The sequence below is a fragment of the Polaromonas sp. P1_E12 genome, assembly GCF_056405975.1.
Map to the genome: position 1 here is coordinate 216,015 of NZ_JBFUBB010000002.1, position 13,751 is coordinate 229,765.

The window sequence follows — 13,751 nt, forward strand, 5'->3', positions numbered from 1 at the left end:
TGCGCGCAGTCTTTCACAATTGCAGCGGCGTGCCTGACATGCCGTTGCGCGAACCCATAGCCAATGCCTGCCATGAACGAAATCCCCGCTTCTGCATCTACTTCCACCTGTGACGTACTGATTGTGGGCGGCGGCCCGGCCGGCTCCACCATTGCAGCCTTGCTGGCCGCCCAGGGGCGCGACGTGGTGCTGCTCGAAAAAGCGCACCACCCGCGGTTCCACATCGGTGAATCGCTGCTTCCGGCCAATGTGGAGCTTTTCGAACGCCTGGGGGTGCGCGACCAGGTTGACCGCATCGGCATGCCCAAATGGGGCATCGAGTTTGTTTCACCCGAACACGCGCACTGCAGTTACATCGAATTCGCCGACGCCTGGGACAAATCGATGCCTTCGGCCTGGCAGGTGCGGCGCTCTGATCTCGACGAACTGTTGTTTCGCAACGCGGCGACGCGTGGGGCAAAAACGCTCGAAGGCTGCACCGTGCGCGATGTGGTGTTTGACGCGGAAGGCGCCACCGTTCAGGCGGAGCTGGAGGGCGGCGCGAAGCGCAGCTGGCGGGCCCGCTTCGTGGTGGACGCTTCCGGGCGCGACACGCTGCTGGCGAACAAGCTGCGCTCCAAAGCCAAGAGCAAGGAACACAACAGTACGGCGCTGTTTGGCCATTTCACGAATGTCGAGCGGCTGCAGGGAAAGCGCGAAGGCAATATCAGCATCTGCTGGTTTCCGCACGGCTGGTTCTGGTTTATTCCGTTGGCCGACGGCACCACCAGTGTCGGCGCGGTGTGCTGGCCGTATTACCTGAAGTCGCGCGAAAAGCCGCTGCGCGAGTTCTTCATGGACACCATTGCCCTGGCGCCGGAGCTGAAACGGCGTCTTGCCAATGCCACGCTGGTCGATGACGCCGTGCATGCCACCGGTAATTTTTCGTACAGCAGCACCCACGCTACCGGCGACCGCTACCTGATGCTGGGCGATGCATTCACGTTCATCGACCCGATGTTCTCGTCAGGTGTTTACCTTGCGATGCACAGCGCTTTTGACGGTGCCGAGCTGGTGGCAACGGCGCTTGACCAGCCGGCCGACCTGCCCGCTGTGCGCAAAAGCTTCGAAGCCATGATGCGCAAGGGCCCGAGCGAGTATTCGTGGTTCATCTACCGCGTGACCAACCCGACCATCCGGCACATGTTCATGCACCCGGCCAACCCGCTGCGCGTCAAGGAAGCCCTGCTGTCACTTCTGGCGGGAGATATTTTCGGCAAGACGCCGTTCTGGGGACGGCTGCGCATGTTCAAGGCGATCTATTACGGTATTTCGCTGGCGAATTTCCGCCGTACCTGGGACGGCTGGAAGCGCCACCGCATGGCCATCCGCGACGTAGGAGCGCTCAAGGGCGAGACCATCCTGAAGACGGACGGGAGCTAGAGCCCCCACGGTCGCTCACAACGCGCAAGCTCCCTGCCCCCGAGGGCTGGCAAAGCCAGACCCGCGGCCCCGGCTGGTGAAGAAAAATCTGCCTCGGGCGGACGGGGAGCATCCCGGCACAGTGCCGGAGCCGGTGTTCTTTCTACAATGGGGGATGTTCCCAGAAGTCCCCACAGAAGTCTCCAGTTCCCCTCTGCTGCAAAACCTTAACCCGGAGCAACTCGCAGCGGTCACGCTGCCCAATACGCATGCGCTGATCCTGGCCGGTGCCGGGTCCGGCAAGACCCGTGTGCTGACCACACGCATCGCCTGGCTGCTGCAAACCGGCCAGGTGTCGCCCGGCGGCATTCTGGCTGTCACCTTCACCAATAAAGCGGCCAAGGAAATGATGGCGCGGCTGTCGGCCATGCTGCCGGTGAATGTGCGCGGCATGTGGATAGGCACCTTCCACGGCCTGTGCAACCGCTTTTTGCGCGCGCACTACAAGCTGGCCAACCTGCCGCAGAGTTTCCAGATCCTCGATACACAGGACCAGCTTTCGGCCATCAAGCGCCTGTGCAAGCAGTTCAATGTGGACGACGAACGGTTTCCGCCCAAGCAGCTGATGTGGTTTATTGCCGGCAACAAGGAAGACGGCCTGCGCGCCAAGGACGTGCAGGTGCGCGACGAAGAAGGCCGCAAGAAGGTCGAAATTTATGCCCTGTATGAAGAGCAGTGCCAGCGCGAAGGCGTGGTGGATTTCGGCGAACTCATGCTGCGCAGCTACGAACTGCTGCGTGACAACGCGCCGGTGCGCGAGCACTACCAGCGGCGCTTTCGCCACATCCTGATCGACGAGTTTCAGGATACCAACAAGCTGCAATACGCGTGGATCAAGATGCTGGCAGGGCAAGGGCCCGATGCGATCCAGGGCACCGGCGCGATGCCGGGCGGCTCAGTGGTGGCGGTGGGTGATGACGACCAGAGCATCTATGCCTTTCGCGGCGCGCGTGTGGGCAACATGGCTGACTTTGTGCGCGAGTTCGAGGTGACACATCAGATCAAACTCGAGCGCAACTACCGCAGCTTCGGCAATATTCTTGATTCAGCCAACGAGCTGATCAGCCACAACAGCAAACGCCTGGGCAAAAACCTGCGCACCGAAGCGGGGCCGGGCGAGCCGGTGCGTGTGTACGAGTCGACCAGTGATTTTGCCGAGGCCCAGTGGTTTGTGGATGAGGTCAAGCAACTGGTGCGTGACGGCACCGAACGCAAGGAGATCGCGCTGCTTTACCGCAGCAATGCGCAAAGCCGGGTGATGGAAACCGCGCTCTTCAACGCCGGTGTGCCTTACCGCGTCTACGGCGGCCTGCGCTTTTTCGAGCGCGCTGAAATCAAGCATGCGCTGGCTTACTTGCGCCTGCTGGAGAATCCACACGACGACACCAGCTTCATGCGTATCGTCAATTTTCCGCCGCGCGGGATTGGCGCGCGCAGCATTGAGCAGTTGCAGGACATCTCGCGTGCGGCCGGCTGTTCGCTGTACGACGGCGTGAGCGCTGTGCCGGGCAAGGCGGGTGCGAACCTCGGCGCCTTTGCCGCCAAAATCCAGGTGCTGAGCGAGCAGACCACGGGGCTGACGCTGCGGGAGATCATTGAACTGGTGCTGCAGCACAGCGGCCTCGAAGAGCACTACAAGACCGAAAAGGAAGGCCAGGACCGGCTGGAGAATTTGGCCGAACTGGTCAATGCTGCCGAGTCTTTCGTCAGCCAGGAAGGTTTTGGCCGTGACGCAGTGGCGCTGCCGGTCGACGAACTGGGCGCGCGGCTCACGCAGTCACCGGCCAGCCAGGGGCTGGACCCATCCGCGCCGCTTGTCAGCGAGCCTTTGCCCGAGGCCCTGGCGCCTGACACCGAGACCGGCGAGACGTTGTCGCCCCTGGCGGCCTTTCTTACGCACGCCGCGTTGGAGTCGGGCGACAACCAGGCCCAGGCCGGGCAGGATGCGGTGCAGCTCATGACCGTGCATTCGTCCAAAGGGCTGGAGTTTGACTGCGTCTTCATCACCGGCCTGGAAGACGGCATCTTTCCGCACGAGAACTCGATGAGCGACCGCGACGGTCTGGAAGAGGAACGCCGCCTGATGTATGTCGCGATCACGCGCGCGCGCAAGCGCCTGTATCTCAGTCATTCGCAAACCCGCATGCTGCACGGCCAGACGCGCTACAACCTCAAGAGCCGGTTTTTTGACGAGTTGCCCGAAGCCGCACTCAAGTGGATCACGCCGAAGAACCCCGGTTTTGCGTCGGGCATGGGCTCCGGCGGATGGGCTGGTGCTAGCAATTCAGGAGCTGGTAGCGCACGTGGAGATTGGGCTAGCGGCGTTTTTTCTTCAAAATTCGGCAGCGCAGAGCGTTTTGCCAACCCGCCGGTGCCGCCTCAGAAGAATGCGCCTTCGCATGGGCTCAAAAGCGGCATGGAAGTGTTCCATGCCAAGTTCGGCGAAGGAAAAGTGCTGATGCTGGAGGGCAGCGGCGACGATGCGCGCGCACAGATCAACTTCACGCGGCACGGTGTGAAGTGGCTGGCCCTGAGCGTGGCCAAATTGACGGTGGTGTAGTTGCCGCGCCGCGCGCGGCATTTTGTTGAATTCAAACTGACGGGAAAAAATGACAGAGACAAATTCCGAAACCGGAATCGAGACCGGAAAAAATGAAGGCACTGAAAATCCTGAAGGCTCGTCAGCGATTTACGTTCCGCACCAGGAATTCCGCACCGGCCTGCCGCACGGCCGGTTCCGCGTGATCGTGAATCCGGAGCGTGCACAAAAATACGTCAAGCACCGGCTCTTTGTGGTCGGCATTTCCTTGCCCCTCCTGGGCATCGGTGTGGTGCTTTCCATGTACGGCTACCTCTGGGTGGGCCTGCCGATGGTCGTCGTCGGCGTGTTGATGCACAGGGTTATCAAGGCCCATGCGCCCAAGATATTGCTGCACCTGGCGCTCAGTGACGCCAAGACCTACGAAGAAGCGATGGAGTACGAAATACTCGAAGTGCGCCGCGCTACTTGAGCAACCTGCCGTCGCGGCCGATCACGGTCACTTCAACAAACTTCGAGCCGACACGGTTCTCCGGCGAAAAGCTGACCTTGAAACCTCCTGCGTCGTAGCTGTTCATCTTCTCCAGCTGGGTGATGATTTTCTGGCGCGTTGGATCGGCGCCGCTGCGGCGCATGGCTTCAACAAGAATTTTGGCTGCAATGAAGGACTCCATGCTGGCATAAGAAACCACCTTGTCCGGCTGGTATTTGGCCATCAGGGTCTGGAACTCGCGGGCCACCGGCGCCAGGGTGGAATAAGGGTAGGGCATGACCTGGGAAATACCGATGCCGCGGGCGTTGTCCTCTCCGGCATTTTTCAGCAGTTCCTTGAAATTCACCACCGAGATACTGAACAGGCGAGCCTTGCTGCCTTGCGCCCGCATCTTCTTGATGAAAGCGGCGGAGGCACGGTTGACTGAAACCATGATGATGGCGTCCGGATTGGCAGGGGTGATGGCCGAGACCGCTGCATCAACTTCCTCGGGCTTGGTGCGGTCATAGTTGCCCGTGGCCACGGCCGTCATACCCAGTTTTTTCAGCGCGCTTTCCGCACCTGCCAGGCCGCTTTTACCGAAGGGGTCGTCCTGGTACATCACCGCGAAGCGGCGCAGGCCAATGGTGTGCAGGTGTTCCACCATGCGGGCAGTTTCGTCGGCGTAGCTGGCCCGGATGTGAAAAATCAGGGGGTTCACCGGGTCGCGCAACTCTTGAGCACCCGTGTAGGGCGCCAGCAGGGCAATGCCCGCTTCCTCAAGCACCTTGTTCTTGTTCAGGGCCAGCACGTTGCCGGTTCCGACAAAACCGAACAGGGCCAAAGGCTTTTCCTCTGCCAGAAGTTGACGCGTCAGGGCCAAGGTCTGGTCCGGTTTGTAGCTGTCATCCTTCAGTGCGACGCGTATCTTGCGGCCATAAATGCCGCCGTTGTCGTTGACATAGGCGAAATATGCAGCACCGCCGGCTACGTATTCGTTACCGGTTCCGGCTATGGTGCCCGTCAGCGGTGCCACCTGCCCGATCACCAGATCTTCGCGTGCCGGCGCCGCCTGCCCGGACAGGACAACCGACAGCAGGGCGGCCAAGCTCATGGCTTTGGCCATGAGATGTATTTTTTTGTTTTCCATCAGTCTTCCTGGTTAATTAAGATTACTTACTTGTTCTGCATTGCAGAACTGTTTGCTTGATCATTCATCCAAATTGTGAAACATTAAGATACATTTTTGATAGTGGATTTCCCTCGGGTGATGAGTGCAATGCTGTCTGGGTGCCACAATCCCTGGACTTTTTATTCCGCAATGCAGAACTAGCAATGTCTCAATCTCCTGTTCCCGGCAGGCCGGCTCCCGGAGCGGTCAGCCCTGTTCATGCCAAGGAAGATCGGCACTTTGTGACGGCATTGGCACGCGGCCTGGATGTGCTCAGTGCTTTTCGCTCGCGAGACCGGTCCTTGGGCAACACGGAACTGGCACGCCGTTGCGGCCTGCCCAAGTCAACGATTTCGCGTTTGACCTATACGCTGACCAAGCACGGCTACCTGGAGCATGCGCAGGACGCCAGCGGCCGCGCCGGTTATCGGCTGGGTAGTGCGGTACTGGCGCTGGGAAGCGCCATGCTGGCGCGCATGGACATGCGGCAGCTCGCCAGGCCGTTGATGCAGGATCTCGCCGACAGTTCGCAGGCCATGGTGTCGTTGGGGATACGCGATCGCCTGAGCATGATTTATGTGGAAAACTGCCGCAGCGAATCTGCGCTCACGCTCAGCCTGGACGTGGGTTCGCGCATTCCACTGGCCAGCACTGCGATGGGGCGAGCCTACCTGTGCGGCTGTTCGGATAAGGAGCGTGAGACCCTGCTTGAGCGTATTCGGGTCCAGGACGAGGAAGCGTGGCCTAAAACCCGCGAGGTGATGGCGCTGGCGCTGGCGCATTACCGCGATCACGGCTGCTGCGCCTCTTTTGGTGATTGGCAGAAGGACGTTAACGCTATTGCTGCTGCATTCCGGCCTGCGGGCAGACGCTCCGTCATGGTGGTGAGCTGCGGTGGCCCGGGGTTCAATCTTTCGCCGCATTTCCTGATGACGCAGGTGCAGCCGCAACTGGTGGCATTGGTCAGGCGGCTGCAAGACGCATCCGGCGATGCCTTGTAGCCAGCGCCGGTGAGGCCGGGTCAGTAGGTCATTTTTCCGCTACCGTCCTTGATGCCTTTCCTGCCTGCAATTTGCCAGGAGGTCCGCTGATCGATCAGGCCGGCGAGGAATTCCAGTTCCTCGTCACTGTGATTGATCGCGTTGGCGGGGGTGAGGCGGCGGCCGTTTTTGGGCTCCACTTCGCCCCAGAATGACTGGTGGTAACTTGACTGTGACACGGTCTTTTCCCCGTTCGACTCCATGTCAACCGTACCATAGCAGTTGCAGAAATAGCTGCGGTTGCCCTGGTCGGCGAAGACCTCGGCATAGACGCCCGTGCCGCGTATGCCGGCCGTCAGCGTGGGCAGGACAATGGCGCGGCTGCTGCCCTTGCCCCAGACGCTGACCACGGCGCCCGTGAGCAGGCGCAGCAGGCTCACGGTACTGAGCGAGCTGCCGCGTTCCACCTTCATCATGGAGTTCTCACGCACCTGGAATGCCGAGTTGCCGATGACAAACATCAGGTTGGAACCCGGGCCGGTCTGAATCTGGTCGCCGGTCAGGATGGTTTGGCCGGTCTGCAGCCGGTTGCCGTTGAGCAGGGCATCGCCCCGGAGCTCGACGATGTTGCTTCGCTGCTGGGCCATAGCGGCCGGCAATCCCCCCATTGCCACCCAGGCGGCTGCCGCCTTGAGCGTGTCACGCCGTTGAAACCACAAAATTTCCTGTTCGGTACGGCCTTGCAGCTGGTGCTGGGTCATGAAGAATCTCCTGGGGTAGCGGGGTCGTTGTTGGTGTTTTCCGGGTTATTGGCGCCGTCCGGCGAGTCACCGGGTAGCGTGGCCACGAAGCTATCACGAAACGTGAAGTAAATCGAGGTGGAAAACATGGCTGCAATGAGCAAGCCCAGGGGCATCATTGCCGCGGCCATGAACTCGGCGCTGCCTGTCAGGCCGGCAAGCACGCTCAGCACGATGGCCATGCCCATGGATACGCCGAGCCAGCCCAGCCCGAACATGAGGAAGGCCCCCGCGTTGCGAACGCAGGCGACAACGCTGAAAAAGAGGCTTTTGACCGGAGAAATGCCGTGCCAGTGAACCAGGGCGGGTGCGTGCCAGAACAGCAGCAGCACCGGCAGGTACAGCAGCAGGGACACCGACATGTTCTTGGCCATGGCCAGCTGGAACTGCGGCGTCATCATCGCCTCGCGGCTCGCGTCGGCGGCAACCGGGGGATCCACCAGCATCGGTACGATCCAGTTGATCAGCACGCAGAACGCCGCATAGATCGCGCCAAGGACAAGCATCGCGCCCAAGCGCTCGCGTCCCGCGCGAAAAGCGCTGAGGAGCACCGTGGGCATGGGAAATTTTCCCTTCACGGCTTCCTGTGTGGCGGCCATCAGGCCCAGCATGGCAGCGGGAACAATCATCAGCGCCAGGATCAGTCCGAAAAACGGCAGCAAGGAAAGCACCGTGACTGCGGCCAGGTACAGGAAAAACAGGCCCGACATGGCCAGCGGCTGCTGCATGAAAGTCTTGATGCCCAACCTGACCCAGGTCATGCCGGTGCTTGCGGGAACAATATTAAGTTTCATGGTCTTCAGCGGGAAAAGAGAGCCGGACGAAACCGGGCGATTGCAGAAGGGCAGTTTGCCTGAAAGCAGCGATGCTTGGCGCTGGCCCTCACACAGGCCTTGGCCGAAGGGCAATCAGGCCCGCGGGGTGGCTTGGGCTAGAGGACGTATGGGTGCGTGAGCCGCTCGCGCAGGACACGCTCGAAATGGCTGGGGTCGTGCGGCTTGAGCACTGCGGCTTCACGGGGCAAATGCCAGTCCCACAGCCGCGATAGCCAAAAGCGCAGGGCTCCGGCGCGCTGCATGGCTGGCAGGAGCCTGCGCTCCTGCGGCGTCAGGTGACGCACGCTTTCGTAAGCCTTCATGAAGGCCGCCGAACGGGTTTCGTCCTGCGCACCGGTTTCCAGGTCTATGCACCAATCGTTGAGGCATACACCAATGTCGAACAGGAAGGTGTCGCAGCCGGCGAAGTAAAAATCAAAAAAACCAGTGAGCCTGCCGTCTTCGAACATCACGTTGTCGCGAAAGAGGTCGGCGTGTATGGCGCCGCGCGGCAGGCTGCCAAAGGCGGATGAAGCCGCTACATGGTTCTGGTAGGCCAGCTCGCCCAAAATAAGGCTGCGCTGCTCGGGTGTTATGTAGGGCAGCACGACCGGAACGGTCTCGTTCCACCAGGCCAGGCCCCGCAGGTTGGGCTGGCGCCGCGGGTATTCGAGGCCTGCGAGGTGCATGCGTGCCAGTGTTTCCCCGACGCCTGCGCAGTGGCCGGCAGTAGGTGCCAGCTCACTGTGGCCGCGCAGCTTGTTGACGACGGAGGCCGGTTTGTCCTTCAGGCGGTGAAGAATGTTCCCTTTGGGGTCGGCTGCCGGATCTGGCACCGGAATACCGTGCGCCGCCAGGTGCTTCATCAAGTGCAGGTAAAACGGCAACTGCTCGAATGTCAGGCGCTCAAACAGGGTCAGTACATACTGGCCCTGGTCGGTGTCGACAAAGTAGTTGGTGTTTTCGATGCCGCCTGCGGCACCTTTGATATGTTGCAGCTGCCCCAGATTCAGGGCGTTCAAGAACGCTGCAGCCTCGTCAAACGAGACTTCGGTATATACGGCCATGCCTGAAACTGGATCCTGGAGTTCTTGGAGTACGTGGGGGCTGCGAAAAATCAGAACTTCAGCACGTTCCAGACGCGTGAGCCGTTGGTGTCGTTGTTGGTCGACGCGGGGGCGGTGCCCCGGGCGCCTTCTGCGGGCTTGATTTCGTAAGCCGCACCGCCGACTTTGGGCTGGACCAGGATTTGCTGCGTTTCGCCGCCCACACGGAGTTCGTCGATCCGGCTGCCCGCGTCTTCAGTGCGAATGCGCTGGATCGCCTTGTCCGGCCGGCCTGCAGGCGCCGGGGCCTCCGCGGTCACGGGCGGCACTGCGTTTTGTGCAGGCGCTTGAGCCATGGCCGCAGCCAGCGGCAGCACCGCAAACGCGGCGGCAAGAAGAGGGCGGAAAGCGTGGTTCATGCCTGCATTGTAGGCCGCAGGGCCCGGCCGACAAGCCCGGCATGTCGTAATAAGGGGGCTGCGGCTGTAGGCGGAAAGCTTCCCCACAGGCCAGCGCGGGGCGCTATCGGCGCCGCGGGCAGCGGCGGGCCGATATCCCCGACAATCGGCTTCATGAGTACCGACAAAAAAACACTGCTGCTGGTGGACGGCTCCAGCTACCTGTACCGCGCCTTTCATGCCATGCCCGACCTGCGCGCCAACCCGGGCGACCCGGCCAGCCCGGCCACGGGCGCCATACGCGGCATGGTCAACATGATGCAAAAGCTGCGCAAGGACGTGCGCGCTGACTTCGCTGCCTGCGTGTTCGATGCCAAAGGGCCGACATTTCGCGATGCGCTGTACCCTGAATACAAGGCCCAGCGCTCACCCATGCCCGACGACCTGCGTAGCCAGGTCGAACCCATCCACGAAGTAGTGCGCCTGCTGGGCTGGAAAGTGCTGGACGTGCCCGGCGTGGAGGCCGACGACGTGATCGGAACGCTCGCCTGCATGGCTTCAACTCAGGGGATCGAAGTCATCATCTCCAGCGGCGACAAGGACTTGAGCCAGCTGGTCGACGAAAACATCACCGTCATCGACACCATGAACGACCGCCGGCGCGACCTGGCCGGGGTGGAGGCTGAATTCGGCGTACCGCCGCGGCTCATGGTGGATTACCAGGCCCTGGTCGGCGACGCGGTCGACAACGTGCCCGGCGTGCCCAAGGTCGGCCCCAAGACGGCCGTGAAGTGGCTGCTCGAATACGGCTCGCTTGATGCGCTGGTGGCACGCGCCGGCGAGATCAAGGGCGTGGTGGGTGAGAACCTGCGCCAGTCACTCGATTGGCTGCCCAAAGGCCGTGAGCTGCTGACCATCAAGAAGGACTGCGAACTGGACGGCTACATCCCCGGCCTGCCCGCCCTGGATGCCATCACCATCGGCGGCCAGCAGACGGAACCCCTGAAAGCCTTTTATGAAAAGTATGGTTTCAAAGGCCTGGTCAAGCAGATCGAAATCGAAAGCACGCCGCCGGAATTGATTGGCGGACCTGAAGGCAGGCACAAGCCCGTGCCCGCCGGCGGTCCAGGCGGCCGTTCGGATTCGCCGGGCCTGTTTGACGAAGCGCCCCTGACCGATACGCCACCGGCCGAACGCGCCAGCAACCTGAACTACGACACGGTGCTGACCTGGGAAGCGTTTGATCGCTGGCTGGCAAAGATCGAAGCGGCAGAATTGGTGGCGCTGGACACCGAAACCACCTCGCTCGACGAAATGCTGGCGGAAATCGTCGGCCTGAGTTTCAGTGTCACGCCCGGCGAGGCGGCCTACATCCCGCTCACACACGATTACCCTGATGCACCCGCCCAGCTGCCGCGCGACGATGTGCTGGCGCGCCTGAAACCCTGGCTGGAAAACCCGAGCAAAGCCAAGCTGGGCCAGCACGTCAAATATGACCGCCATGTGTTTGCCAACCACGGCGTGGAAGTGCAGGGCTATGCGCACGACACCATGCTGCAAAGCTATGTGCTGGAAGTGACCAAGCCGCACGGCCTGGCCAGCCTGGCCGAGCGGCATGTGGGCCGCAGCGGCATCAACTATGAAGACCTGTGCGGCAAGGGCGCGCACCAGATCAAGTTCAACCAGGTCGACATCGCCAAGGCCGCCGAATACTCCTGTGAAGACTCCGACCAGACGCTGGACGTGCACCGTGTGCTGTGGCCGCGGCTGGAGGCCGACGAGAAACTGCGTTTTATCTATGAACTGGAAATGCAGAGCAGCGAAACGCTGTACCGCATTGAGCGCAACGGCGTGATGATCGATGCGCCCACGCTGGCCGCGCAGAGCCACGAGCTGGGCCAGCGCATCATTCAGCTGGAAGCCGAGGCCTATGAGATCGCCGGTCAGCCCTTCAACCTGGGCAGTCCCAAGCAGCTCGGCGAGATTTTTTTCGACAAGCTCGGCATGCCGGTCATCAAGAAAACCCCCAGTGGCGCACGCAGCACCGACGAGGAGGTGCTGGAAAAGCTGGCCGAAGACTACCCGCTACCTGCCAAGCTGCTGGAGCACCGCTCGCTGAGCAAACTCAAGGGTACCTACACCGACAAGCTCGCGCAGCTGGCGTTGCCCCGTACCGGCCGCGTGCACACGCATTACGCGCAGGCCGTCGCGGTCACGGGGCGGCTTTCCAGCAACGACCCCAACCTGCAGAATATTCCCATTCGCACGGCAGAAGGCCGGCGCGTACGTGAGGCCTTTATCGCGCCTGCAGGCAGCGTGATCGCCAGCGCTGACTATTCGCAGATCGAGCTGCGCATCATGGCGCATCTGAGCGGCGATGAAGCACTGCTGCGCGCCTTCACCGACGGCCTGGACGTGCACCGTGCCACGGCCGCCGAGGTGTTCGGGGTGGCGGTCGACCAGGTCAGCAGCGAGCAGCGCCGCTACGCCAAGGTCATTAACTTCGGCCTGATTTACGGCATGAGCAGTTTCGGGCTGGCGCGCAACCTTGGCATCGAAACCAAGGCCGCGGCGGCCTACATCGACAAGTATTTTCAGCGCTATCCCGGCGTCAAGAACTACATGGACCAGACCGTGGCGTTTGCCCAGGAACACCACTACGTCGAAACCGTATTTGGCCGGCAGCTGTACCTGGCGGAAATCACCGGCGGCAACGGGCCACGCAAGAAGGCCGCGGAAAGGCAGGCCATCAACGCGCCCATGCAGGGCACGGCGGCCGACCTGATCAAGCTCAGCATGAACAAGGTGCAGCAGGTGCTTGACGAAGAAAAGCGCGCCACCAAAATGATCATGCAGGTGCACGACGAACTGGTGTTTGAAGTGCCGGAGGCAGAGGTCGAGTGGCTGCGTACCGAGATCCCGCGCCTGATGGCCAGCGTCGCTGAGCTGAAAGTGCCGTTGCTGGCGGAGATTGGCGTTGGGCCCAACTGGGACAAGGCACATTAAGCCGGCTCCATTTTCCCTGCGATGGGGCTGTGTGTGAGGCGGGGCTGGAAAATCCTCGTCGCTGGTGTTGTCCTGCCCTTGCTGATGGCTGGCGCCGCGGCAGGCTATGCCTGGTACCGGTTGACCCAGCCGCTTGTGCCGGCTGGCGAGACGCCAGCACCTGCTTCGCAAACGGCATCCGCCGCGAGACTGAAGCAACTGGTCTACAAACTCTCCACCGATTTTCCGAACCGCACGTTTGATAACGGAACCCGGCTTGAAGGTGCTGCCGTCTATCTGGAGTCACAGCTTTCCGGACTGGGTCTTCAGGTGGAGAGCCAACGCTTCACGGCCAAAGGCAGGCCATACCGCAACCTGGTCGTGAAGCTGGGTCCTGATACACCTGAGGTGATGGTGGTGGGTGCGCACTATGACGTGGCTGGTGAGCAGCCCGGCGCGGACGACAATGCCAGCGGCGTGGCGGGCCTCGTTGAGCTGGCACGCTTGCTCAAGGGCCAATCTTTCCGCCAGCGGGTAGAACTGGTGATCTACACGAATGAAGAGCCTCCTTTTTTCCGCACACCTTACATGGGCAGCGCCATTCACGCCCGGTCTCTCGCAGAGTCCGGCAAGCGCGCATACCTCATGTTGTCGCTCGAGTGCATCGGCTACTTCAGTGATGAGCCGGGAAGCCAGGACCATCCCGTGCGGCTTCTCAATGCGATCTACCCCACTACCGGAAATTTCATTTCACTGGTGGGTTTCTACCAGGACGGCGACATCGCACGCCAGGTCAAGGCGGCGATGAAGTCGGCCTCCGACCTGCCGGTGTATTCCATCAACGCGCCGGGTTTCGTGGTGGGTGTCGATTTTTCAGACCACCTCAATTACTGGAACGAAGGCTATGTGGGAATGATGGTCACCGACACGGCTTTCTACCGGAACAAGGCCTATCACACGCCGCAGGACACCGCAGACAGGCTGGATTACCGGCGCATGGCGAAAGTCGTCGATGGAGTGCGCGCGGTGGTCATGCAGCACGCTGCAGTCGCGGGGTCGGCACGTTAGGTTTATTGTCCCCTGC

At 61.5% G+C, this 13,751-nt stretch carries 11 protein-coding genes; 6 read left to right on the plus strand and 5 right to left on the minus strand.

Translation table 11 applies throughout. The annotated features are described in order from the left end of the window. The first annotated feature begins 72 nt into the window (after positions 1–72). The 3 genes from AC1D13_RS06820 to AC1D13_RS06830 all read left to right on the plus strand — a co-directional run bounded on the left by AC1D13_RS06820 (position 73) and on the right by AC1D13_RS06830 (position 4,472). On the plus strand, positions 73–1,422 hold the full coding sequence (locus AC1D13_RS06820) for an NAD(P)/FAD-dependent oxidoreductase (protein WP_457279986.1): 1,350 nt from the start codon (positions 73–75) through the stop codon (positions 1,420–1,422). Between the two features lie 154 nt (positions 1,423–1,576). Further along, complete coding sequence (locus AC1D13_RS06825; RefSeq protein ID WP_477689240.1) at positions 1,577–4,021, plus strand: UvrD-helicase domain-containing protein; 2,445 nt, start codon at positions 1,577–1,579, stop codon at positions 4,019–4,021. Between the two features lie 49 nt (positions 4,022–4,070). Then, positions 4,071–4,472 carry a hypothetical protein gene (locus tag AC1D13_RS06830; protein ID WP_457279988.1) on the plus strand — a complete coding sequence of 134 codons (402 nt, stop codon included), beginning with the start codon at positions 4,071–4,073 and terminating at the stop codon, positions 4,470–4,472. Here the strand turns inward: AC1D13_RS06830 and AC1D13_RS06835 are convergent. Further along, the gene (locus AC1D13_RS06835; RefSeq protein ID WP_477689241.1) at positions 4,465–5,622 is read right to left on the minus strand and encodes an ABC transporter substrate-binding protein; all 1,158 of its coding nucleotides are present in this window, start codon (positions 5,620–5,622) and stop codon (positions 4,465–4,467) included. The genes AC1D13_RS06830 and AC1D13_RS06835 overlap by 8 nt on opposite strands. A gap of 185 nt (positions 5,623–5,807) precedes the next feature. Between AC1D13_RS06835 and AC1D13_RS06840 the strand changes: the two genes are divergently transcribed. Further along, positions 5,808–6,644, plus strand: coding sequence for an IclR family transcriptional regulator (locus tag AC1D13_RS06840; protein ID WP_457279990.1), 837 nt, complete (start codon positions 5,808–5,810; stop codon positions 6,642–6,644). Between the two features lie 20 nt (positions 6,645–6,664). On the opposite strand, the gene AC1D13_RS06845 is transcribed toward AC1D13_RS06840, so the two are convergent. The 4 genes from AC1D13_RS06845 to AC1D13_RS06860 form a co-directional block, all read right to left on the minus strand. Next, the gene (locus AC1D13_RS06845) at positions 6,665–7,384 is read right to left on the minus strand and encodes a FecR family protein (RefSeq protein WP_457279991.1); all 720 of its coding nucleotides are present in this window, start codon (positions 7,382–7,384) and stop codon (positions 6,665–6,667) included. Then, a complete protein-coding gene (locus tag AC1D13_RS06850; RefSeq protein ID WP_457279992.1) occupies positions 7,381–8,217 on the minus strand; it encodes a BPSS1780 family membrane protein in 837 nt (278 codons plus the stop codon). Before AC1D13_RS06850 ends, AC1D13_RS06845 begins: the two co-directional genes overlap by 4 nt. Positions 8,218–8,354: 137 nt before the next feature. Beyond that, positions 8,355–9,305 (minus strand): homoserine kinase, encoded by a 951-nt coding sequence (locus tag AC1D13_RS06855; protein WP_477689242.1) that lies wholly within the window; start codon positions 9,303–9,305, stop codon positions 8,355–8,357. 50 nt (positions 9,306–9,355) lie between these two features. Next, complete coding sequence (locus AC1D13_RS06860) at positions 9,356–9,703, minus strand: hypothetical protein (protein ID WP_457279994.1); 348 nt, start codon at positions 9,701–9,703, stop codon at positions 9,356–9,358. 153 nt (positions 9,704–9,856) lie between these two features. Between AC1D13_RS06860 and polA the strand changes: the two genes are divergently transcribed. Both polA and AC1D13_RS06870 read left to right on the plus strand, forming a co-directional pair. Continuing rightward, a complete protein-coding gene (polA, locus tag AC1D13_RS06865; protein WP_457279995.1) occupies positions 9,857–12,688 on the plus strand; it encodes a DNA polymerase I in 2,832 nt (943 codons plus the stop codon). A gap of 33 nt (positions 12,689–12,721) precedes the next feature. After that, positions 12,722–13,735, plus strand: a complete 1,014-nt coding sequence (locus AC1D13_RS06870) for a M28 family peptidase (RefSeq protein WP_477689243.1) — start codon at positions 12,722–12,724, stop codon at positions 13,733–13,735. Positions 13,736–13,751: the final 16 nt, after the last annotated feature.